Source organism: Actinoplanes subtropicus, assembly GCF_000721705.1.
Lineage (GTDB): Bacteria > Actinomycetota > Actinomycetes > Mycobacteriales > Micromonosporaceae > Actinoplanes > Actinoplanes subtropicus.
Genome location: NZ_JOJL01000015.1, coordinates 26,671 through 47,664, shown reverse-complemented (window position 1 = coordinate 47,664; position 20,994 = coordinate 26,671). Strand labels below are relative to the sequence as shown.

The following is a 20,994-nucleotide window of genomic DNA, read 5'->3' as shown; positions in this document are numbered from 1 at the left end:
CGATGGCCGAGGTGCTTGCGGCGGTCGCGGCCGTGGGGTGCTGGCTGGTCGCCTACGCGATCTGCCGCCTGCTCACCCGCCCGGCGTCGCCACCGGCCGGGCCCGCCACCATGGACCTCGGCCCGGAGTCGCCGGCGGTGGTCAGCCTGCTGGTCAACCGGTGGGCGCTGACCGAGGACGCGGGCGAGTCGACGCTGCTCGACCTGGCCGCGCGCCGCTTCGTCGAGCTGCGCCAGCCGGGCAATGACCCGATGCAGACCACCCTCCATCCGGTCGCCTCGCCGCCGGCTTCCAAAACCCTGCTGCCGTACGAGTCGCAGGTGCTGGACCGGGTGCGCGGGCTCGCGGTCGACGGGGTCGTGCCGGTCACCGCGCTCACCTTCCGGGACGCCGGCGAATCCGCCGCCTGGCAGAAACGCCTCCGGCGGGCGGTGATCGCCGAGGCCCGCGCGGCCGGACTGTCCCAGCGGCGGATCAGCAAGACGGTCGCCACGGTGCTGGCGGCGCTCGCCTTCGGCGCCGGCGTGGTCGTCTCCGTCGCGTCGTGGCGTTTCGGGATCGGCAAGGCACCGGACGACCGGCCGCCGGCGGTCGCCTTCGGCATCATGACCTTCGTCGTGCTGAGCGCGGTCGGCGCGCGATCGCTGGGCGAGCGCGACACGCCGGCCGGGCGCGCGGCGGCCGCCCGCTGGCTCGGGGTGCGCGACTGGCTGCGGGCGCACGAGCAGTTCGCCGAACTGCCGCCGGCCGCGGTGGCCGTCTGGGATCGCTATCTCGCCTACGGCGCGGCGGTGGGGGCCAGCCGGCTCGCGAGTGCCGTGCTCGACCTGGAGATGGGCGACAAGCGGCTGGTCTGGTCGTCCTTCGGGGGCACCTGGCACCGGGTCCGGGTGCGCTACCCGGCCTTCTGGCCCCGTTACGGGCGGCCGCTGTCCTTCCTGGTCGTGAGCGGTCTCGCGTACGCCGCAACCGGGTCTTTGCTCTTGAAGTTTCTGCCCTACCTCTGGTACCTGCGGGTGGCCGGGATCGTTCTGCTGCTGCTCGGGGTCTACCGGGTCGTTCGGTCGCTGCTCGACCTGGCGATGCAGCGGGAGATCACCGGTGAGGTGCTGTGGCGGTCGCTCTGGAAGAGCCGGCGGCGGGACGAGGAGACGATCCCCTGGCTCGACCACCTCGCGGTGGACGACGGGACGAGCGACCGGACGACCGCGTGGGGACTGCCCGCCGAACTCCCCGGGCAGTGCCGCGACGGCGACACCGTGACGATCACCGTGCGTCCCTGGTCCCGCCGGATCGTCAAGATCGTGACGGTCGGTCACGGCCGATCGCGCGACCTGGTCGAAACCGTCACCGAGGAGGAGACCGGATCGCTCTCGCTCGCGGTCATGCCGCCGACGGCGCCGGCCGCCTCGGTCTTCTCCGACGAGGAGATCGCCTCGGTCGTCGGGCGGCCGGTCGAGTCGTCGCCGCTGCCGCTCGGGCATCAGTTCACCGCGGGCGGGCGGCCGGTCGCGCTGGTGCAGTCGCTTTCCGGCCTGCCCGGGCGGGTGGCCTGGCGGGCGAACCGGCGCGGCCAGGAACTGCCCGGCGGAGCCTTCGTGAGCGGCGAGCGGGCGGCCTTCCGGCAGGGCGACACCACCCACGTGATCACGCTGCTCGGCGACGGCAAGGCCGGCCGGGCGGGGCTGCCGTGGCTGGTCGCCCGGGCGGGGCAACGGCTGGGGAGTTGACGATCCATTTACCCGGGGGAATGTAGGTTGTCCGGTTGAAGCGGCCTCGTCGTGCACCCGAAGGAGCGGACCGTGACGTTTTCCGCCCGTGAGCGCTGGATCATGCTCGTGGCGAGCGCCTGGCTCGTCACCGGCCTGCAACTGGACGCCTACGCGCACGCGACCACGCCCCAGCTGGAGACCTTCTGGACGCCGTGGCACGCGGTGCTGTACTCCGGGATCGCCGCCTCCGGCCTGACCCTGGTCTGGCTGCTGCGCTCGCGGCTGCCGCGGCTCCCCACCTACGCCGGCCTGCTGGCGCTGCCGAACGCGTTGCGGATCCCGCTGCTGGGCATGGCGTTTCTGCTCGCCGGCGGCGCGGTCGACACGCTGTGGCACAACATCTTCGGCATCGAGAAGGGCCTCGAGATCTTCGTGAGCCCGAGCCACCAGTTCATCATCCTGGGCATGGTGCTGGTCGCGGTCGGGCCGGCCCTGATGACCAGCGCGCCGCGGCTGAACCTGGGCGACGGGACGCTGGTCACGATCTCGGCGCTGCTCACCGTGCTGCCGCTGCACATCTTCTCGCTGCACGCCAACGTGCTGGGCACGATGTTCTTCGGCCACGGGAACAACCCGGTGCGGATCTACTCCACCGACGGCCAGATCCTGCACGGGTATCTGTTCACCACCGTGCTCCTGCTGCTGCCGATCATCCTGCTCGGGCGGCGGTGGTCGGTACCGATCGGCGTGCCCACGCTGCTGGTGGCGGTGCCCGCGCTGGCCATGCATCTGATGTTCCTCTCCGACGAGAAGTGGTGGCTGTCGCTGACGGTCGCCGCGGCCGCCGCCGGTGTGGAGTTGGTGATCCGGGTGGTGGGGCCGCTGCTGTGGACCGCCTCCTCGGTGTCGTGGCTGCTGCTCGGGCTGGCCGGGCCGCCGCTGGTGTGGGGCACGGTGTTTCTGGTGGCCGACATCGAGATCGGAGTGGGCTGGAACGTCCACATCGTCACCGGCCTTCTCACCTACGTGTCTTTGACGGGGGCGGCGACCGTTCTGGTTGCCCGCAACGTGCGGCCGCCGGCCCGCTCCGTTCCGGTGCCGGATTCGTCCGTCTCCGGCAGCGCCGCTCCCTGACGCTGCGTCGGTCTCGCCGGGTCGCGCTGCTGGTCGTGCTCCTGCTCGGTCACGCGCTCGGTGTGCCGGCCGCCGATGACCTGGCCCCCGCCGACGACCCGGGACGCCCGGCGCCGGCGGTCCTGGCCGATGAGTTCCCGGTGGTGCTCTTCCTGATCGGGTGTACGTGGGCGGCCCTGTTCCTGCTGTTCGTCCGCTGACCTCTGTGGTGGGACGCGACTACGCCGAGTGATCGCGGCGGCGCTTGGGTGACCATTTTCCGCCACGCGGCACCGCGAGATGCATCGATGTCAGGAAGATCGCTAAGCTACGGCCCGTCCGATACCGCCGCTGCTGAGGAGATGTTGGTGGAAGGCACGCCGACCGATCCGGCTGACGTACCCAACCAGCGCACGGCCGCCGAGCGCGCCGCCGCCGAGCGGGCCGCCTCGTTACGCGCCGTGTTCGCGTCCTCGCCGCGCCCGGGCCAGGCGCCGGACGGGTCGCCCCGGGTGCCGGGCGAGATCACCGGGAGCTGGCGCCTCGTCGGGACAGGCGGGCCCGGTCCGGACGCGCGCGGCGATGCCGCTCAGCCGCCGGGCGGAGGCGGGCATTTCGGCGGCTCGCCGGTCGAGCCGCCGAAGCGGCGCAAGCGTCGGCTCTGGCTGGTGCCGTTCGTGATCGTCCTCCTCGCGGCCGGCGGCGGTGCGGCCTACGTGGCGATGCGCGGGAACCCGTTCCCCGTCGATCATCGCGTCGCGACGGTCGATCCGAGCGCCGGCGAGACCCCCGACCCGCAGCCGGCCGATACCGGTCTCGCCGGCGACCCGGCGCCCTCGTCCGCGCCGTCGCTCAGTGCGGCGGCGCCGATCGCATCGGCTCCCACCGCGGGCGCCTCGGCCTCGCTCTCGCTTCCCGCTTCGCTCCCGCCGTCGCTGCCTGCCGGGCCGCCCGGTCGGCCGAATCCGGGCAAAGTCAATCTTGCCCTGCACAAGAAGGCCGAGAGCCTGAGCGACGAGCAGCCCGGCTTCCCGGCCGCGGCCGCCGTCGACGGCAACCTCACCACGCGGTGGAGCAGCGGCTTCTCCGATCCACAGTGGATCCGGGTCGACCTGGCCGACGTCTGGTCGGTGACCGACATCAAGCTCGACTGGCAGAACGCGTACGCGAAGAGCTACCACGTCGACGTCTCGCTCGACGCCAAGCACTGGACGACCGTCTACCGCACGGCCAAGGGCAGTGCCGGCGTACGTGACATCCCGATCCGCCCGACCGCGGCCCGGTACGTGCGCATGTATGGAACCCAGCGCAGCACCCAGTACGGCTACTCCCTGCTGGAGTTCGAGGTGCGCTGACCGTCCGGCGGGCGCAGGCCGTCGAGGATCACCGCGAGGATCCGATCGCGTGCGGTCACGTCCGATCCCGCGTACTCGATCGCCCTCGACGTGCCCGCCAGCAAACCGATCAGATCGGCCACCTCGAGGTCCCGGCGCACCGCGCCGGTCTCCTGAGCGCTGTGCAGCAGCGTGCCCAGTGCGCGCCGGACCTCCTGCTGCGCCTCGCCGGCGGCCTCGTGCAGGTCGACGCCCGCGGACGTGAGCATCGCCGCGAGCGCGTTCTTGACCTCGCCCTGCGCGACCGCCTGCCGCAGGAAAGAAGTGAGGGCTTTCCCCGGGTCGGAACTTTCCGCGAGTCGGAAAGCGTCGTCGGCGAGCCGGTGCAGGCGGCCCACGAAGACGCCCTGGATCAGCTCCTCCTTGGTCGGGAAGTGGCGGAAGAGCGTGCCGATGCCGACCCCGGCGGCCCGTGCGATCTCCTCGGTGGACACCGTCGTACCCCGCTCGACCAGCACCTTCTCGGCGGCTTCGAGGATGCGGGCGCGGTTGCGGCGGGCGTCGGCGCGCAGGGTCATGCGAATCCCGGGTGGTAAACGGAGTACGTACTCCGTATATTCGGAAGCGGAGTGAGGGCTCCTATTTAACCAGGGGAGAAGCCATGAGCACACCCAGGGAAGTTTTCCAGCGGCTCAGCGACGGGATCGGCAGCGGCGACTGGTCCGGGCTGCACCTGCTGTACGACGAGAACGCCGACGTCACGATCCCGTTCATGATGCCGGCCGCGGTCCGGATCCACGGCCGCGAACAGGTCCGTGAGCACTTCGCGCGCTTCGATGGTCAGATCAGCCTTCGGCCGCGGGACGTGCGGGTCTACGAGACGACCGATCCGGAACTGATCGTGGCCGAGTTCGACTATGCCGTCGGCGACCGGGTGCTCCCGAACATTCAAGTGCTGCGGGTGCGCGACGGCCTGATCGTGGAGACGCGCGACTATCACCACCACGCGGCGCTCGCGGAGATGATGAGCTGACGGTCTGTCGAAAACGCTCGGATCCGATCGTGTAGACGATGAGAGCACTCGAAAGGAGCCACCCGATGAGGCAATACCTGCTCAGCGTCTACCAGCCCGACGGCGACCCGCCGCCGCCCGAGGTCCTCGACCCGATCATGGCGGACCTGGGGAGGCTCAACGAGGAGATGCGCGCCGCCGGCGTGTGGGTCTTCGCGCTCGGGCTGCACCCGGCCAGCACCGCGACCGTGCTGCGCGACCAGGTGATGACGGATGGGCCGTTCGCCGAGGGCAAGGAGCACCTCGGCGGCTTCACCGTGATCAACGTGCCCGATCTGGACGCGGCCCTGGAGTGGGGGCGGCGGATGTCGGCGATCCTGCGGCCGCCGCTCGCCATCGAGGTCCGGCCGGCGGTGTGACCGAGATGCCCGCGGAAGCGGCCGATCGGGCGGATCCGCGGGACGCCGCCGCGATCGAGCGGATCTTCCGGGCCGAGTACGGCCGCGCCGTCGCCGTCCTGACCCGCTACCTCGGCGACCTCGACGTGGCCGAGGAGGCGGTGCAGGAGGCGTTCGTCGCGGCCGTCCGGCGCTGGCCGGAAGGGGGCATCCCGCCCAGCCCGGCCGGCTGGATCATCACCACGGCGCGCAACCGGGCGATCGATCGGTTGCGGCGCGAGTCGGCCCGGCCGGGGGTCGAGGCCGCGTTCGGATCGTCGGCGATCGAGTCCGGCGTTTCTGGATCGGACGGGCCGGACGTCTCGGATACCACCGAATGGGGCGACGACATGCTCCGACTGATCTTCACGTGCTGTCATCCGGCGCTCGGCCCCGCCGCCCGCGTCGCGCTCACCCTGCGCCTGCTCGGCGGCCTGTCCACCGGCGAGATCGCGCGAGCGTTCCTGACCACCGAGGCGACCATGGCGCAGCGGATCTCCCGCGCCAAGGGCAAGATCCGCGACGCCGGCATTCCCTATCGCGTGCCGCGCGACGCGGACCTGCCGGTCCGCCTCGGTGCGGTCCTGGCCGTCCTTTACCTGATCTTCAACGAGGGGTACGCGGCGGGCGCCGGCGACAACCTCACGCGACCCGATCTCACCGCCGAGGCGATCCGGTTGACCCGTACCCTCGTGCGGTTGATGCCGGACGAACCGGAGGCCCGCGGCCTGCTCGCGCTGATGCTCCTGATCGAGGCCCGCCGCCCGGCCCGCACCACCCCGGCCGGCGACCCGGTGCTGCTTTCCGATCAGGACCGCTCGCTGTGGGACCGCGCGCTGATCGGCGAGGGCCAGGCGCTGCTGCGCGCCTGCCTACGACGCAACCAGCCCGGGCCGTATCAGGTCCAGGCCGCGATCAATGCGGTGCACGCCGACGCTTCCCGGGCGGATGCGACCGATTGGCGGCAGATCCTGATCCTGTACGACCACTTGGCCGCCCTGACGCCGACCCCGATCGTCGCCCTGCATCGAGCGGTGGCGCTCGCCGAGGTGCACGGGCCGGCGCCCGCGCTGGCGATAGTCGACGGCTTGACCGGTCTCGACCAGCACCACGTGCGCCAGGTGGTCCGGGCCGACCTGCTGCGCCGGTTGGGCCGCGGGGCCGAGGCCGCGTACGCCTACGACCTGGCCGCCGACCAGGCCGGAAACGACGCGGAACGGCGGTTCCTGCGCGCCCGCGCCGAGGCCCTCCGGGTCGCCTAGTCCCTCGTTCGGTCACTTCTGCGCGAACTTTCTCCGCGTGCTGCGACGGCGAAAGGTTCTGTCCGTCAGACAAGGACAGTCCTGCTCGACTACCGCAGGGGTGATCGAACCGTGAGTGCAGAAGTCGGTGTGGTGTTCGCGCTGCCGGTACTGGCCGTCGGCCTGGCCGCCGGTGCCGGATTCCTGGCCGCGCGAGGGGTCGGAGCGCTGGCCGGCGCGGCCGGCGACCGGTTGGCCGAGCGCCAGTCCCGCAGATGGGCGGCCGCGGATCGGCTGGCACGTGCCGTTGCCGAACACGGCCTGCTGCGTGATCAGATCGAGCGCGGGCGAGCGGAGTTCGGGGAGCGGATCACGGCCGTCCCGGCTCTGGGTGAGGTGCCCTCGGTCGGCGCCGACCTGGACGGGGCCGAGGCCTGGGCCGGCCAGGTCGACGTGATGCTGGCCGCGGCCGATGCGCGGTTCCGTACGGAAATGGCCGCGGCCCGGGCCGGCCGGATCATGGCCGACGTCGCTTCCGTGCTGGCGCGGCTGCCCAAGCCGACGCCGACCCCGGGCCGGCCCGAGCAGGCCGCCGCACCGACGCCCAGCCGGCAGGTGGCCGAATCCCTCGAACGGGTGCTGTCCCGGCTGGACGGCGGCGTGCCGCCCCCACTGGCGGCGGCCCTGCAGCGACGGGCCGCCGACGCGCTCCTGGCCCGCACCGAGACGAGCCAGCTCCGGCTGCTCGACGACCTGCGGTACTCGGTCCACCAGGCCAACCAGCAGGCACACCGGCGCCGGACCGCCCTGCGCGAGTTGGCCGGCCGGCTCGCCGGATTCAGCGGAGCGGCGATCGACGAGGCCATGGCGAAGATCCTGGCCGCCGCGGTCGAGCCCGAACCGGACCTGGACGGCCTGGCCCGCGCGGTCGACACCGCGATCACGGCGACGCTGGCTCCGCTGGTCCGGGACTACACGCGGCAGGCGCTGCGCGAGTCGCTCCAGGAGATCGGCTGCGCGGTCGAGGAGGACTTCGAAGTCGCGCTCGGCCGCGACGGGCTGGCGCATCTGCACCGAAACGGCTGGGACGAGCTGGCCGTCCGGGTCCGCAGTCGCGGCGACGAGAACGCCTACTACTTCAACATGATCGCTCCGGCCGACGCGGAGGAGACCGACCTGGCCGCGGTCGAACACCAGTGGTGCTCGGCCGTCGACCAGCTCCTTCCGGCCCTGTCCGCGCGCGGCCTGCGGGTCACCACCACCCACCGCAGCGAGGAGGGCGAAGCCCAGGTACAACCCGTCGATCCGGCCCGGTTCCCGTTCGACCGGCGCCGCCGCGGTGACCGGCGCCGCTCCGAGCTCCACCGGCGTGAACGGGAGCTCCCCCGATGACCGACGGATACCCGGCCTGGCTGCGCGAGGTCCGTACCGCCCTGTCGATCAACTCGCAGATCGTCCTGTACGGCAACGTCCGCGATGTCTTCCTGCTGCCCGCGCCGCACGGCTGGGAGCCCTGCGACCTGCAGACCGGTCTGCACCGCGTGCTGGCCGACGAGGGCTACCCGCACCTGGTCGTGGCCGACGCCGTGGCCGGCCTGGGAGTACTGCCGGCCGACGCGGTAACCGCCAAGGCGGCGGGCGAGGTGATCCAGCGCGACAACCGGCCGGCCTGGGGTCCGTGGAACGAGAAGGAGGGCCTGTTCGGCGCGCTGTTCGACGTGATCGAACGGGTCGCCGCGGCCGACGGCGAACGGAGCGCCGTGCTGATCGACTTCGCCTCCCGGCTCATCCTGGATCCGGCCCACCTGGAATCGGCGGAGCACGCGTTCTTCGCCCGGTGTGACCGGCTGTCGCGGGTGGCGTACCCGAAGCCGGTGCCGAACGATCCCCGGCCGCTCTACAACCCGGTTGTCTGGGCGGTCAACAACGAGCGGGATCTACCGGTCTGGCTGACCGCCGGCAACGACGACGTCCGCAAGATCGCGGTGCCGATGCCGGAGTTCGGCGTCCGCGAGACCGCCGCCCGCTGGCTCGCCAATGCGCTGACCGGCTACCGCGAGGCGGACGAGGCCGACCGGCGCGAGCTCGAACGGCGGCTCGCCGAGCAGACCCAGGGCATGACGCTGCGGAGCATGATGGCGATCGCCCGGCTGGCGGCCCGGATGCGTACGCCGATCGGCGAGATCGACGAGGCCGTCCGGTGCTACCGCGTCGGCGTGCACGACAACCCGTGGCGCGCGTCCCACCTGCGCGGCCGCATGCAGCACGCCGCCGAGAACATCTCGTCGCGGGTCAAGGGCCAGCGCGAGGCGGTCCAGCGCTCGGTCGACATCCTGGTCCGGGCGGTCCTCGGGCTGTCCGGGGCGCAGGCCGGCGGCAGCGTCTCCCGGCCCCGCGGGGTGCTGTTCTTCGCCGGGCCGACCGGCGTGGGCAAGACCGAGCTGGCCAAGGAGCTGACGCAGCAGATCTTCGGGGATGCCCGGGCGTACACCCGCTTCGACATGAGCGAGTTCTCCGCCGAGCATTCGGCCGACCGCCTGATCGGCGCGCCACCGGGGTACGTCGGCCACGACGCCGGCGGCGAGCTGACCAACGCCGTACGCCAGCGGCCGTTCAGCCTGTTGTTGTTCGACGAGGTGGAAAAGGCCAACCCGCGGATCCTCGACAAGTTCCTGCAGATCCTCGACGACGGCCGGCTCACCGACGCCAGTGGATCCACGGTCTACTTCTCCGAGACGGTTCTGGTCTTCACGTCCAACCTCGGGGTGACCTCCGAGGAGTACGCGATCCAGCGCGAGGCCGACCCGCTGCAGGCGCCGTTCACCCGCGAGGAGTTGGAGACCCGGGTCCGGCGGGCGGTCGAGCACCACTTCACGACCGTGCTGAACCGGCCCGAACTGCTCAACCGGCTCGGCGACAACATCGTGGTGTTCAACTTCATCGACGCCGGGACGGCGGCCGAGATCTTCGATGTCCTGGTCGCGCACGTCCGCGAGCGGCTGCGGGCCGAGCACGGCGTCGACCTTCGGCTCACCGAGCCGGTACGCCGGCAGCTGCTGGCCGGGGCGACCAGGAACCTGGCCATGGGCGGCCGCGGTATCGGGTCGCACCTGGAGAGCGCGCTGGTCAACCCGCTGGCCCGGGAACTGTTCCGGCGCGAGGACCTGAGCGGCCGAACCGTGACGGTGACCGACGTCCGGGAGGCCGACGGCATGCACCAGGTGAGCCTGGCATGAGAATCCGGATCAACCGGGTCCACTATCCGGTCGTCGTCCTCGGGTACGGCCGCCGCGCCGGGCTGTGGGTTCAGGGCTGCGGAATCGGTTGCGCGGGATGCGTGTCCCGCGATACCTGGGCCGCCGATCCGGCCACCGAGGTCGAGGTGGCGGCCGTGGCCGACTGGCTCGCCGGCCTGCCGGACGACGTCGACGGGGTCACCATCAGCGGCGGCGAACCGTTCGACCAGCCCGCGGCACTGCTGGCGTTGCTCGGCGCGCTGCACGCCTGGCGCGCGACCCGCGACCGGCCGATCGACCTGCTCGCCTACAGCGGGCGCAGCATGGCGGCGCTGCGAGCCCGATTCGGCGAGCAGCTCGCGCGGCTGGACGCGGTGATACCCGGACCGTTCGTGGCCGCCGAGGCGCCCGGCAACAAATGGCGCGGCTCCGCCAACCAGGAGCTGATCCCGCTGACGCCACTCGGTCACGAGCGGTACGACGCCGAGGTCGACCGGCCCGCCGGGCAGACCCGGATGCAGCTGGGCAGCGACGGTGACCGGATCTACCACATCGGCGTACCGGCGCCCGGCGATCTGGCCGCGCTGGAGGCGGCGATGGCTCGTCGCGGCCTGGGCTATGCGGAGGCGTCATGGCGCAGCAAATGATGTGCCCGGGCTGCAAGGCCGACATCCCGGCCGGCGTGCAGTACTGCTCGTCGTGCTTCCTCACCCCGGTGCCGAAGCCGGCGCCCGAACCGGTCGAGCCACCGGCCGAGGTTCCGGCCGCCGCACCCGCTTCGATCCCACCGGCGGCCGGCCCGTCGGCGTGCGGCGACCCGGACTGCGTGCACGACGGCCGGCCGCCCGCCGCCGGATGCCGGCACTGCGGTCTACCGGGACGGACCGCCGCCACCACGCTGCGGTTCGAGTGGGGTCCCGTCCCGGTGCCGCCGGACCGGCCGCTCATTGTCGGCCGCGAACAGTCACCGATCGCCGGTCGGATCGACGCCGGGCAGTACGGCAACGTCTCCCGGCGGCATGCCGAGATTCGCAGCGACGGCACCACTCTGACGGTGACCGACCTGGACTCGATGAACGGCACCTTCGTCAACGACGAACGGGTGCCCGCCGGTAGGGCCACTCCCCTCAGGACCGGCGACCGGGTGCGCTTCGCCGCCCGGCTGGAGGCAACTGTGACAGGAGAGTCAGCGTGAGATGCATGGATGTGGTCGCGGTGACCCATCGGGGCCGCGAGCGTGGGCACAACGAGGACACCGTGTCGGTCGCCGGATTCCAGTCCGGCGTCGTCGAGGGCCAGCCGGTCCGGTTCACGGTCGATTCCGTACGCCCGGTGACCTGCCTGGTCGCCGACGGTCTCGGCGGTCACGCCGAGGGCGGCCGGGCCAGTCGGGTGGCGGCCGCGACGATCGGCGACGCCGCACCGCTCTTCCACGACTCCGCCGCCGTGGTCAAGGCGGTGCGGGCGGCGAACGACGCGGTGTACGAGGAGATGGCGCACCATCGGGCCTGGACCGGAATGGGGTCGGCGATCGTCGTCCTGGTCGTCGCCGGCGACCGGATGATCTGCGTGAACGTCGGCGACAGCCGGTGCTTCCTGCTGCGCGACGGCCACCTCGTACAGCTGTCCACCGACGACTCGCCGGCGCCGGAGGCGGGCCAGGCCACCATCGCGACCGTGGTGACGCAGACCCTCGGCGGCCGGTCCGACCGGGGTGAGGTGGAGCCGCATGTCCACGAGAGCGAGGTCCGGCCGGGCGACCGATTCCTGTTGTGCAGCGACGGCCTCACCGACGAGCTGGCCCCGGAACACATCGAGGAGCTGGCCCGGGAGGCGGATCCGGTGGCCGCGGTCGAGGGGCTGCTGCGGGCCACGCTGGACGCGGGCGCGCACGACAACGTGTCGATCGTGCTGGCGACGGTGGGGGTGGAGGACCGATGAGCGACAACCGGCCCCCGGCCCCCGGCACCAGACGCGACCCGGTCCCGGAGATCCCCCGCGGCGTCGCCTCGGTCCCGGGCACGGTGCGGGACGGCGCCCCGGGCACCACCCGCGACGGCGCTCCCGGCACGACCCGCGATGCCGTCGTACCCGCGCCGCGGACCGACGGCGACCGTTTCGTCCGGGTCAACCTGCCGCCGGCGCTGGCCCAGCGATTCGTCGTCGACCGGGAGCTCGGCGCCGGCGGCGAGGCGGACCTGGTGCTGGTGAACGACCGCGACAGCGGGCAGCAGTGCGTCGTCCGGCTCTACCGCCGCCAGGATCTCCCGCTCGACGAGGACAAGCTCCGGCGCCTGCGGGCCGCCGATCGCCGGCACCTGATCGGGCTGCTGGAATACGGCCGCGGCGACGGCTACGTCTGGGAGATCCTCGAGTACGCCCGCGACGGCTCGCTGGAGGACATGATCCGCCGGTACCCGGCGCCGTGGCCGTCCGCGCAGGTCATGGACATCTTCGACCAGCTCGCCGCCGCCGTCACGTACGCGAACTCGATGGGCATGGTGCACCGCGACATCAAGCCGGGCAACGTGCTGGTCCGCTCCATGCAGCCGCTCGACCTGGTGCTGGCCGACTTCGGGCTGACCAAGTTCATCCTGGCCACCCACCAGATGGGCACCACCTCGCGGACGTCGGCGTACGCGCCGCCGGAGGCGATCAGCGGGCAGGCGTCCCGCTCGGTCGACTGGTGGTCCCTCGGCATCATCCTGCTCGAGCTGCTGACCGGGCTGAACCCGTTCCAGCGGCCGGACGGCACCTGGCAGGACGATCGGATGATCACCGCGTTCCTGATCAGCCGGGACATCGACGTCTCCGAGGTCGCGGACGAACACTGGCGGCTGCTGCTGCGTGGCCTGCTCACCCGGGCGCCCGAGAAGCGCTGGGGACCGGAGCAGATCAAGCTGTGGCGGGACGGCGGCAAGCCCCCGGTGGCCGAGCCGGAGCCCGCCCGGACCGGCGCGGCCCCGGCGAGTACCGCGATCTTCGTCTTCGGCGGCGTCGGCTACAACGACCCGGTGCGGCTGGCGGCCGCACTGCGCCAGAACTGGGGCGAAGGCCGTCGCCTGCTGGCCGGGCGGCAGCTCAAGGCCCCGCAGTACCTCGCGCTCAAGGACTGGATGACCAAACACCACCGTACGGCGGCGGTTCAGGCGCTCGACAACGGCGTCGACGAGCGCCCCGAACGTGGCCTGATGCAGGTCATCATGGCACTCGATCCGGACGCTCCCCCGGAGTTCAACGGCCACCGGCTGGACGACGAGCACCTGCGCGAGCTGATCCGGCAGGCCACCGCCAACGACGCCGGCGCCCGCCAGCTGATCGATCAGCTCTACGCGGACGGCATCCTCACCATCTGCGACGACGCACCGGGCTGCGCCGGGTACGCCATGTTCGACGACCGCTGGCATCGCTGCGTCGAGACCGCGACCCTGAAGCTCCGGCAGGTCAACGTACAAGCGAATCCGAACGATTTGCAGTCGCTGCGGCTGCAGCTGCTCGTCGCGGCGTACGAGGGACAGCAGGCGGCGTTCGCCGAACCGGCTTGGCGGGCGACCCAGAACGTTCAGGCTCGCCGCCAGCCGTGGTTCCTCGCGCTGACCGGCGAGCAGGTGGATCCGCAGTACGAGGCGGCCCAACACGCGGTCCTGATGGTGGCCGCGCCGATCGCCGCGCAGCAGACCAACGACCAGATCGCCCAGGCCGAACGCGCGCGGATCGCGGCCGAGGCGGCCGAGCAGGCCCGGCGGCGAGCCAGCATGGACAGCCTCAGCGTGCCGGTCGGCGTGCTCTGCGGGGTCGTCGCGCTCTGCGTGCCCTTCGCCGGTTTCGTGGTCGGCCCGGCAGCGATCTACTTCGGGGTCCGGGCCCGGCGCACCCAGCACACCGGCGCCTCGACGTGGGCGATCGCGCTGGGGGCTCTGGGCTTCCTCTTCGCGTTCCTGCAAGTGATCATGTCGGTCGCCGGAGCGCTGAACGGCACGCCCGGGACCGTCCAGTGACCACGGTGATCGATCGGCTCTACTTCGGGCGGGACGAGGCGGAGCTGGACGCCACCGCGGAGGGATTGCTGCGCGTGGGCTTCCTGCGCACCGATGCGTACGAGGCCGCGGCGAGTGGCCGCAAGCGATTGATCATCGGCCGCAAGGGAGCGGGGAAAAGCGCGATCTGCACGATGATCCACGCGAACGTGCCGGCCAGCTGCGTGATAACGCCGGACGACACCTCTGGCCACGAAGCGCGGGCGTTCCACCTCGACGGCGTGACCGCGGCGAAGGCCAAGGAGGCCGTCTGGCGGTACGTGATCGCCGTCCAACTGGCCAAGTATCTGGTCACGCACGCTCGCGACGAGCACGGCGAGATACCGGAACCGGTCGACGCATTGCGGCGTTTCCTGGCCGCGAACGGCGAGGCGGTCGATTTCCGGCTGCACGAGAAGCTCTGGAAAGTCGCCAAGCGATTGAAGTCCTCGCTGGCTCTCGAGGCGTTCGGCGCCAAGGTCGCGCTCGAGGTGGGCGGTCCGTCCGAGGGCATTGAGGCGATCAACCGCCTCGAGGTCGTCGAGGACGGGGTCACCGCGGCGATCGGGGTACTCAAATGCCCTGCCGCGCACGGCGCACTGGTCCTGATCGACCAGATCGAGTCGGTGTGGAACAACGATTCGGAGTCGGACGACGTGGTGACCGGCCTGCTCATGGCGGCGAAACAGGTGCCGCAGCGGTTCCCCGGCGTCCGGTGTTGCGTGTTCCTGCGCACCGACATCTACGACCAGTTGCAGTTCACTGAGCGCGACAAACTACGGGGCGAGGAGATGCGCATCGACTGGACGCCGTGGGCGCTGCACGACCTGCTCGTGCAACGGATCCGGGCCAGCTTGGCCGCCGGTCTCCCGGCCGAGCAACTCTGGGACGCCGTGTTCGAGGAGGGCGTCGGCACCGACCTCGTCCGCCGTACGCTCCAACGGCCGCGCGACGTGATCCAGCTGGCCAACCGGTGCCGGGATGTAGCCGCCCAGTACGACCACATCCGGATCGCGCCCCAGGATGTCAGCGAGGCCCTCGAGCTGTTCTCGGCCTGGAAGCTGCAGGACCTGTCGGACGAGTACCACGTGAACTATCCGTTCCTGCCTCGCGTGCTGTCGACGTTCGAGGATTCCGGCTATCTGATCTCCCGGGACCGGCTGACCGAGCAGCTCGAACCGGTGCTCGAATGCGCCCGGGACGATTTCCCGGCGCACGCGCGATATCTCGACGTAGCGGCGATGATCGAGATCCTGTTCGGCATCGGTTTCCTCGGGACCGGCAGCCCGTGGGCGCCGATGTATTGCTACGACCGCGGGGCACGCGTGAAGCCGTCAGCCACGGCCTTCATGATTCACCCCTGTTTCCGCCCGGCGCTCCGCGCGACCGCACCGGACAGTGCCGTTGAACTCGAACCGGAATATCTGCGAAGACGCGCCCTGCGACGCAATCTGGCGGCGACAAATGTGTTCGGCGGGATCGACACCGGTGTGGGTCGCGTCCATCGTGAGGATTGAGAACCAGCCGGAGGAGCCGAGCTTCGCCGTGCTGTCGGAGGCGTGCGGGCCACGACGAGGGTGCCGACAGGGCAGGCGTCAGCCGCGGTTTGGGGGACGCGGCCGGGCACGAGGGTGACGCGGCCGCGGGAAAGGGCGACGCGGTCGTGGGCGGGCGATGGCGGTCACCGTTCCACGACCACGCCGGTCGTTGCGCCCTCGTGTGCAAAGGCACCGGGAGGTATCACACCTCGAAAGAACCGTCGGCGCAACAGTTCTGTCTCCTCCGCGTCGCCCGGTGCTACTTCGGGCAAACTTTCGATTGTGGACCTCGAAGTGGCGAGCCGGATCGTTTCGGAGCGGGGAGCGGCGGCTCAGCTGTGCGTGATCCGGGACGGCCGGATCGATCTCGATCGGGCCTGGGGAGTCGAGCGGGAGGCGTCATTTCTGCTCTTCTCCGCCGGGAAACCGCTTACCTCCATGCTCGTGCACCGGCTCGCTGGGCAGGGAGCGTTCGCGCTCGACGATCCGATCGCTCGGTTCTGGCCGGAGTTCGGCGCGAACGGCAAGGACGGCATCACCATCCGGCACGTGTTGCGGCACCGCTCCGGACTCCCGTACGCGAAAAGCATCGGCCGGGACGCCCTGCTCGCGACCGACTGGGATCGTTCGGTGCGCGCCCTGGCGCGGGCCCGGCCGCACACGCCGCCCGGCGAGGTGCCCGCGTATCACGTCATCAGCCACGGCTTTCTGCTCGGCGAGGTCGTGCGGCGGGTCACCGGCACGCCGCTGGCCGAGGTGTTCCGCGAGCAGGTCTTCGAGCCGGCCGGGATGGAGCGGATGCGGCTCGGCGGCGCGCGGGTGCCGCTGCGGGACGGGCCGCTGGTGCCGCGAACGTTGTTCAACCGGCGGGCGGTGCGGGACGCGGCGATCCCGGCGGCGACGATGTCCGGCACCGCGCGGGATCTCGCGCTGTTCTATCAATGGCTGCTCGACGAGGGCAGTTGGCGATCGGCCACGACGCCGACCAGTGAGGGCGAGACCGATCGCGTCTCGCGGATGCCGATCAGATGGTCGGAAGGGTTCCAACTCGGTGGGCTGCCGGGCGAGCGCTACATCGGGGCACGATCGGATCCGATCGCGTTCGGGCACAACGGATCGAACGCGTGCATGGGCTGGGCCGATCCCGGGCGGCGGCTGGTGGTCGCCTACCTGACGAATCGGCTCGGCGGCGGCCCGGCCCGATCGCCGCACCAGTGCGCGGTCAGGGACGCGATCCTGGCCGCGGCAGGCGCAACTCCAGCGTGAGCTCGTCGTGGATCTCGATGTCGAAGTCGCCGACCAGCGGGATGCCCGGCTTCAACTTCCGGGACTCGTCCACCGCGCCCGCGGCCACCCCGACCAGTCGCATGCCGCGCCGCTGGTAGAACCGGAGCGCGTCCAGGTTGTCGTTCGTGGTGACCAGCCAGAGCCGCCGCAGGCCGCCCCGTTCGGCCTGCTCGGCGGCGGCGTCCAGCAGGAGCGTGCCCGTCCCGGCGCCGCGCACCACCGCGTCGAGCGAGACAACTTCAAAGGCATCACCCTCGATGGCGTACGTCAGAAGCCCGGCCAACCGCCCCCGCCGCTCGGCCAGCAGCGCGGGCAGGGTCGCGGCGTCGTAGACAACGCCGTGCGCGACGACGATCGTGCTGCCCCACGAGCGGGTCAGCAGGTCGACGATCCGGGAATGGTCGACCGCGGTAGCTTGACGGACATCGATCCGGTCCATGGTTTCACGCTAGGACAGGGACGATCGAATGTGATCGGCCATTTCGGCAGGCCGGCCGATCGAAGACGTTCCCGCCGCTTGAGGACGATCGAGGGTGATCGGCCGGATCGGCACTTCTCGCTGATCGGCGACGCTCCCGTCGGTTGGGGGCGATCGAGGGTGATCGGCCGATGCGCCGAGCCGACCGGGCGGAGGCTTCCGTTAGGGCAGGAACGGTCGGAAGTGATCGGCAACCTCGTCGGCGATCGTCTCGGCCGGGCGGGTGCCGTCGACCTCGATCACCCGGATGCCGTGGCGGTGGGCCATGCGGACGGCGTCCTCGGCGATCAGGCGATCGCGTTCGAAGCGGTTGCGGGCGGCCAGTTCGGGGTCGCTGACCGGGTGGCCGATATATCGGGCGCGGGGGAGCTCGGCCGCCTGGTGACGGCGCCAGGGCTCGGTCGGTGCCAGGACCACCATCCGGGCGGGGTCGGTGATCGCGGCGACCAGTTCCGGTCGCAGGCCCCAGCCGTCGACGAGCACCGGGTGCGGGGTGACGATGCCGCGCAGGTCGTCGAGCACCCAGCCGAAGCGCTCGGGAAAGCCGGCGAGGACTCGTTCGGCCATCTCGGCCGGGCTCGGGCCGATCCAGACCGCCTCCCAGTCGGTTTCGAGCACCTCCCGCATCAGCCGCCCGATCGTCGTCGTCGCCACCCCCGTGGTGTGAGGGCTGGCCGGTGGGGGCGCCGCTTTCGTGGTGTGGGCGCCGGCCGCTGGGGGCGCCGCTTTCGTGGTGTGGGCGCCGGCCGCTGGGGGCGCCGCTTTCGTGGTGTGGGCGCCGGCCGCTGGAGACGTCGCCTTCGTGGTGTGAGGGCTGGCCGCTGGGGACGTCGCCTTCGTGGTGTGAGGGCTGGCCGCCGGGGCTTCCGCGGTCTTCCGGGCGTGGCGGAGGCGGGCGGCGATCCGGCGGTCGTCGTGCCCGCGGGCGTCGTGGTAGTCGTAGTGATAGTGGACCAGGTGGTAGCGGTCGGTCAGCAGGCCGGCGACGGTCGTCTTGCCGGCCCACTGGCCGCCGCCGATCCACAGCGCGTTGCGAATGGTGCCGTCTGGGGTCCATTGCATGGGGTAAACGGTGCTCGTCCGGTTCGGCAAGATCAAGACTGGTATGTCGTACCGTGGTCTGATGTATTTGTCGTAGGGGGCGGGTAGCTTTCCCGGGCATGGAGGCACAGCTCACGGCAATGCGCGGAGAGTTGGTGGGCTTCGCGTATCGGATGCTCGGCTCACCATCTGAAGCGGAGGACGCCGCACAGGAGACGTTGTTGCGGGCGTGGAAGCACGCCGGCGACTACGACGCGGCCCGCGCCTCGATGCGCACGTGGGTCTACCGCATCGCCACGAATGTCTGCCTCGACATGCTCCGCACCGCGCGGCGTCGCGCCCGCGCGGTCGACTTCGCCTCCACGGCGAGCCCCGGCGGCGACCTGGGGGCGCCGCTGCCCGAGTCGACGTGGGTGCAGCCGATCCTCGATCGGTCGCTGGCCGACCCGCTGCTGGCCGACCCCGCGGAGGTCGCCGTCCGGCGCGAGACGATCCGGCTGGCCTTCGTCGCGGCCCTGCAGCACCTGCCGCCCCGGCAGCGCGCCGTCCTGATCCTGCGCGACGTGCTGTGCTGGCCGGCCGACGAGGTGGCGACCCTGCTGGAGACCAGCGTCGCGTCGGTGACCAGCGCCCTGCAACGGGCCCGCGCGTCGCTGCGCAAGACCGACCTGTCCCCGCCGAGCCCGCTTTCCGACGCGGCCAGGCGTTCCCTGGTCGAGCGGTATGCGGATGCCTTCCACCGGGACGACGTGGCCGCCCTGGTCGCCCTGCTGCAGGAAGACGTGGTCAACTCCATGCCCCCGTTCACCTGGTGGATTCGCGGCCGCGACACGGTCGCCGCGGTTATGGCCGCGTCCGACGGGTCGTGCCACGGCGCCGGCTGGTCCCCGAGGCGGCCAACGGCGGCCTGGCCCTGTGGCAGGAGCGCCCGACGGGTCCGAACGGCGAGTTCGAACCGTTCGCCCTCCTGGTCTTCGAGTTCGGGGAGGAGCTGATCAGCAGCGTGACGACGTTCCTGGGCTACCGTGCCCCCGCTTGACCGAGTCACCGTCGGGTTGGGGGGAGGTGCTGGCGGGTTGGGGAAGTGCTGGCGGGTTGGGGGAAGTGCCGCGGGGTAGGGGGAGGCGCGGCCGGGCTTGCGGGAGGTGCTGACGGGCTGCGGGAGGTGCTGACGGGCTGCGGGAGGTGCTGACGGGCTGCGGGAGGTGCTGACGGGCTGCGGGAGGTGCTGACGAGCTGGGGGAGGTGCGGACGGGCTGACGGGAGTCATTGTTGGGGCGGTGCGGATGTCATCGGGGACCCATGACATCCGGCCCGGAGGATCGTCGGGCGGTCGGCTGACCATCGGGATATGTCCATGCGTCGGGTGGCTCCCGCGATCGCCTTGTTCTTCCTGTCGCCGCTGGTGGCTGAGTTTCTGCTGGGTGACTTCACGCTGGCTCAGCTCAGCTTCGTGCTTGCGCTGGCGCCCGCTTACGGTGGGGCGGCGGTGGTCATTCGCGAACTGACCCGTCGGGCGGGGCGGGGGTGGCCGACGATCATTTTGCTGGCTCTCGCCTACGGCGTGATCGAGGAGGGGCTGGAGACGCAGTCCCTGTTCAATCCCCACTATCTGAACGCGCATCTGCTCGACCACGGGTTCGTGCCGGCGCTCGGGATCGCGGTTCCGTGGACGCTGTTCGTGCTGGCCCTGCACACCGTGTGGAGCGTCAGCACGCCGATCGCGCTGGTCGAGGAGTGGACGACCCGGCGTGCCACGCCGTGGCTGCGCCTGCCGGGCCTGATCTTCTTCGCGGTGCTGGCGGTCGTGGGCGCGGTCTTCACTTTCGCGATCTCCTATGCGGACGGGCACTTCATGGCCGGCCCGGCCCAGCTCGCCATCACGGGCGTCGTTGCGGTGGGGCTGATCGTCACGGCCTTCCGGCTGCCGCGGACGACCGCGCCGTCGCCGGGGGTGGACGTGTCCGGGTCGGCGGCGGGGGCGACCGCGGCGTCGCCGGGGGTGGACGTGTCCGGGTCGGTGGCGGGGGCGACCGCGCGGTCGGCGGGGGCGGACGTCTCCGGGGCGGCGCCGCGGCCCTGGGTGGTGCTGGTCGCCATGCTGGGGGCCGGGTTCGTCTTCTTCGTCGGTGACGCGCTGCCTGCCGTGGCGGGCGCTGTTCTGCTGGCCGTCGCCCTGGCCGGTGCTGCCTTCCTGGTCGTGCGGTGGTCGCGCAAGCCGGGCTGGGACGGGCGGCACCGCTTGGCGACCGCGGGCGGCGCGCTGCTCACCTATGCCTGGCACAGCTTCCTGATGCAGCCGGTCATCAAAGCCTCGCCGGCCATGATCGTGGTCAGCCACGCGGTGTTCGCCCTGGCCGCGGTGCTGCTGCTCGTCTTCGAGGCGCGCCGCGTCCTGGCCCGGCACGTCTCCCGGGCCACGGCGGGCTTCGCGGCGGTGGGGTGAGCGCAACGGTGCAGGACAGCCCGGAAGCGGGGGATGGCCTCGAGGGGACGCCTGGCCGGTCCGGCAAAGCGGGGACTTGTGCCGCGCGTACGTCCTCATGGGT

The 20,994-nt window shown here is 71.5% G+C and carries 20 protein-coding genes; 17 read left to right on the top strand and 3 right to left on the bottom strand.

Annotated features, from left to right (window positions below; all coding sequences use genetic code 11):
• Nucleotides 1–2 precede the first annotated feature (2 nt).
• The 4 genes from IH26_RS0121300 (at nt 3) to IH26_RS0121285 (ending at nt 4,180) form a co-directional block, all read left to right on the top strand.
• Nucleotides 3–1,730, top strand: coding sequence for a DUF2207 family protein (locus IH26_RS0121300; protein ID WP_030437982.1), 1,728 nt, complete (start codon nt 3–5; stop codon nt 1,728–1,730).
• A 72-nt stretch (nt 1,731–1,802) separates the two neighbouring features.
• Nucleotides 1,803–2,846: a hypothetical protein gene (locus IH26_RS0121295; RefSeq protein ID WP_030437981.1), complete on the top strand. Its 1,044-nt coding sequence runs from the start codon at nt 1,803–1,805 to the stop codon at nt 2,844–2,846.
• Between the two features lie 35 nt (nt 2,847–2,881).
• Nucleotides 2,882–3,046 carry a hypothetical protein gene (locus tag IH26_RS59905; RefSeq protein WP_157437299.1) on the top strand — a complete coding sequence of 55 codons (165 nt, stop codon included), beginning with the start codon at nt 2,882–2,884 and terminating at the stop codon, nt 3,044–3,046.
• A 147-nt stretch (nt 3,047–3,193) separates the two neighbouring features.
• Nucleotides 3,194–4,180, top strand: coding sequence for a discoidin domain-containing protein (locus IH26_RS0121285; RefSeq protein ID WP_030437980.1), 987 nt, complete (start codon nt 3,194–3,196; stop codon nt 4,178–4,180).
• Here the strand turns inward: IH26_RS0121285 and IH26_RS0121280 are convergent.
• A complete protein-coding gene (locus IH26_RS0121280) occupies nt 4,150–4,737 on the bottom strand; it encodes a TetR/AcrR family transcriptional regulator (protein WP_030437979.1) in 588 nt (195 codons plus the stop codon). The genes IH26_RS0121285 and IH26_RS0121280 overlap by 31 nt on opposite strands.
• An 83-nt stretch (nt 4,738–4,820) precedes the next feature.
• Here IH26_RS0121280 and IH26_RS53775 point away from each other — a divergent pair, with 83 nt between their 5' ends.
• From IH26_RS53775 to IH26_RS0121225, 11 genes are all read left to right on the top strand, one after another.
• Nucleotides 4,821–5,192, top strand: a complete 372-nt coding sequence (locus IH26_RS53775) for a nuclear transport factor 2 family protein (protein ID WP_051808363.1) — start codon at nt 4,821–4,823, stop codon at nt 5,190–5,192.
• 65 nt (nt 5,193–5,257) lie between these two features.
• Nucleotides 5,258–5,590: a YciI family protein gene (locus IH26_RS0121270; protein ID WP_030437978.1), complete on the top strand. Its 333-nt coding sequence runs from the start codon at nt 5,258–5,260 to the stop codon at nt 5,588–5,590.
• A gap of 5 nt (nt 5,591–5,595) precedes the next feature.
• Nucleotides 5,596–6,870, top strand: a complete 1,275-nt coding sequence (locus tag IH26_RS0121265) for an RNA polymerase sigma factor (protein ID WP_051808374.1) — start codon at nt 5,596–5,598, stop codon at nt 6,868–6,870.
• A gap of 111 nt (nt 6,871–6,981) precedes the next feature.
• Complete coding sequence (locus IH26_RS0121260; protein ID WP_157437298.1) at nt 6,982–8,241, top strand: hypothetical protein; 1,260 nt, start codon at nt 6,982–6,984, stop codon at nt 8,239–8,241.
• Complete coding sequence (locus tag IH26_RS0121255; protein WP_030437975.1) at nt 8,238–10,085, top strand: AAA family ATPase; 1,848 nt, start codon at nt 8,238–8,240, stop codon at nt 10,083–10,085. Before IH26_RS0121260 ends, IH26_RS0121255 begins: the two co-directional genes overlap by 4 nt.
• Complete coding sequence (locus IH26_RS0121250) at nt 10,082–10,732, top strand: 4Fe-4S cluster-binding domain-containing protein (protein ID WP_034215799.1); 651 nt, start codon at nt 10,082–10,084, stop codon at nt 10,730–10,732. The genes IH26_RS0121255 and IH26_RS0121250 overlap by 4 nt, the downstream gene beginning before the upstream one ends.
• Nucleotides 10,717–11,280, top strand: a complete 564-nt coding sequence (locus tag IH26_RS0121245) for an FHA domain-containing protein (protein ID WP_030437974.1) — start codon at nt 10,717–10,719, stop codon at nt 11,278–11,280. Before IH26_RS0121250 ends, IH26_RS0121245 begins: the two co-directional genes overlap by 16 nt.
• 5 nt (nt 11,281–11,285) lie before the next feature.
• Nucleotides 11,286–12,026, top strand: coding sequence for a PP2C family protein-serine/threonine phosphatase (locus IH26_RS0121240; protein ID WP_030437973.1), 741 nt, complete (start codon nt 11,286–11,288; stop codon nt 12,024–12,026).
• On the top strand, nt 12,023–14,083 hold the full coding sequence (locus IH26_RS0121235; RefSeq protein WP_030437972.1) for a protein kinase domain-containing protein: 2,061 nt from the start codon (nt 12,023–12,025) through the stop codon (nt 14,081–14,083). Before IH26_RS0121240 ends, IH26_RS0121235 begins: the two co-directional genes overlap by 4 nt.
• Nucleotides 14,080–15,618: a P-loop ATPase, Sll1717 family gene (locus tag IH26_RS0121230; RefSeq protein WP_051808362.1), complete on the top strand. Its 1,539-nt coding sequence runs from the start codon at nt 14,080–14,082 to the stop codon at nt 15,616–15,618. Before IH26_RS0121235 ends, IH26_RS0121230 begins: the two co-directional genes overlap by 4 nt.
• A 303-nt stretch (nt 15,619–15,921) precedes the next feature.
• Nucleotides 15,922–16,905, top strand: a complete 984-nt coding sequence (locus tag IH26_RS0121225) for a serine hydrolase domain-containing protein (RefSeq protein ID WP_169789789.1) — start codon at nt 15,922–15,924, stop codon at nt 16,903–16,905.
• Here IH26_RS0121225 and IH26_RS0121220 read toward each other — a convergent pair.
• On the bottom strand, nt 16,862–17,365 hold the full coding sequence (locus tag IH26_RS0121220; protein WP_030437969.1) for a GNAT family N-acetyltransferase: 504 nt from the start codon (nt 17,363–17,365) through the stop codon (nt 16,862–16,864). The genes IH26_RS0121225 and IH26_RS0121220 overlap by 44 nt on opposite strands.
• A 201-nt stretch (nt 17,366–17,566) precedes the next feature.
• The gene (locus IH26_RS62985; protein ID WP_051808361.1) at nt 17,567–18,466 is read right to left on the bottom strand and encodes a hypothetical protein; all 900 of its coding nucleotides are present in this window, start codon (nt 18,464–18,466) and stop codon (nt 17,567–17,569) included.
• A gap of 98 nt (nt 18,467–18,564) precedes the next feature.
• Here IH26_RS62985 and IH26_RS53770 point away from each other — a divergent pair, with 98 nt between their 5' ends.
• Nucleotides 18,565–19,440, top strand: a complete 876-nt coding sequence (locus tag IH26_RS53770) for an RNA polymerase subunit sigma-70 (RefSeq protein ID WP_245665349.1) — start codon at nt 18,565–18,567, stop codon at nt 19,438–19,440.
• Between the two features lie 356 nt (nt 19,441–19,796).
• The gene (locus IH26_RS0121205) at nt 19,797–20,891 is read left to right on the top strand and encodes a hypothetical protein (protein ID WP_034215797.1); all 1,095 of its coding nucleotides are present in this window, start codon (nt 19,797–19,799) and stop codon (nt 20,889–20,891) included.
• Nucleotides 20,892–20,994 lie beyond the last annotated feature (103 nt).

Bases quoted from the DNA above. Each gene is read 5' to 3' on its own strand.
- IH26_RS0121270 (WP_030437978.1), top strand. From the start codon at position 5,258: ATGAGGCAATACCTGCTCAGCGTCTACCAGCCCGACGGCGACCCGCCG.
- IH26_RS0121250 (WP_034215799.1), top strand. From the start codon at position 10,082: ATGAGAATCCGGATCAACCGGGTCCACTATCCGGTCGTCGTCCTCGGG.
- IH26_RS0121265 (WP_051808374.1), top strand. From the start codon at position 5,596: ATGCCCGCGGAAGCGGCCGATCGGGCGGATCCGCGGGACGCCGCCGCG.
- IH26_RS0121240 (WP_030437973.1), top strand. From the start codon at position 11,286: ATGGATGTGGTCGCGGTGACCCATCGGGGCCGCGAGCGTGGGCACAAC.
- IH26_RS53775 (WP_051808363.1), top strand. From the start codon at position 4,821: ATGAGCACACCCAGGGAAGTTTTCCAGCGGCTCAGCGACGGGATCGGC.
- IH26_RS0121300 (WP_030437982.1), top strand. From the start codon at position 3: ATGGCCGAGGTGCTTGCGGCGGTCGCGGCCGTGGGGTGCTGGCTGGTC.
- IH26_RS62985 (WP_051808361.1), bottom strand. From the start codon at position 18,466: ATGCAATGGACCCCAGACGGCACCATTCGCAACGCGCTGTGGATCGGC.
- IH26_RS0121205 (WP_034215797.1), top strand. From the start codon at position 19,797: ATGTCCATGCGTCGGGTGGCTCCCGCGATCGCCTTGTTCTTCCTGTCG.
- IH26_RS0121245 (WP_030437974.1), top strand. From the start codon at position 10,717: ATGGCGCAGCAAATGATGTGCCCGGGCTGCAAGGCCGACATCCCGGCC.
- IH26_RS0121280 (WP_030437979.1), bottom strand. From the start codon at position 4,737: ATGACCCTGCGCGCCGACGCCCGCCGCAACCGCGCCCGCATCCTCGAA.
- IH26_RS53770 (WP_245665349.1), top strand. From the start codon at position 18,565: ATGGAGGCACAGCTCACGGCAATGCGCGGAGAGTTGGTGGGCTTCGCG.
- IH26_RS0121255 (WP_030437975.1), top strand. From the start codon at position 8,238: ATGACCGACGGATACCCGGCCTGGCTGCGCGAGGTCCGTACCGCCCTG.
- IH26_RS0121220 (WP_030437969.1), bottom strand. From the start codon at position 17,365: ATGGACCGGATCGATGTCCGTCAAGCTACCGCGGTCGACCATTCCCGG.
- IH26_RS0121235 (WP_030437972.1), top strand. From the start codon at position 12,023: ATGAGCGACAACCGGCCCCCGGCCCCCGGCACCAGACGCGACCCGGTC.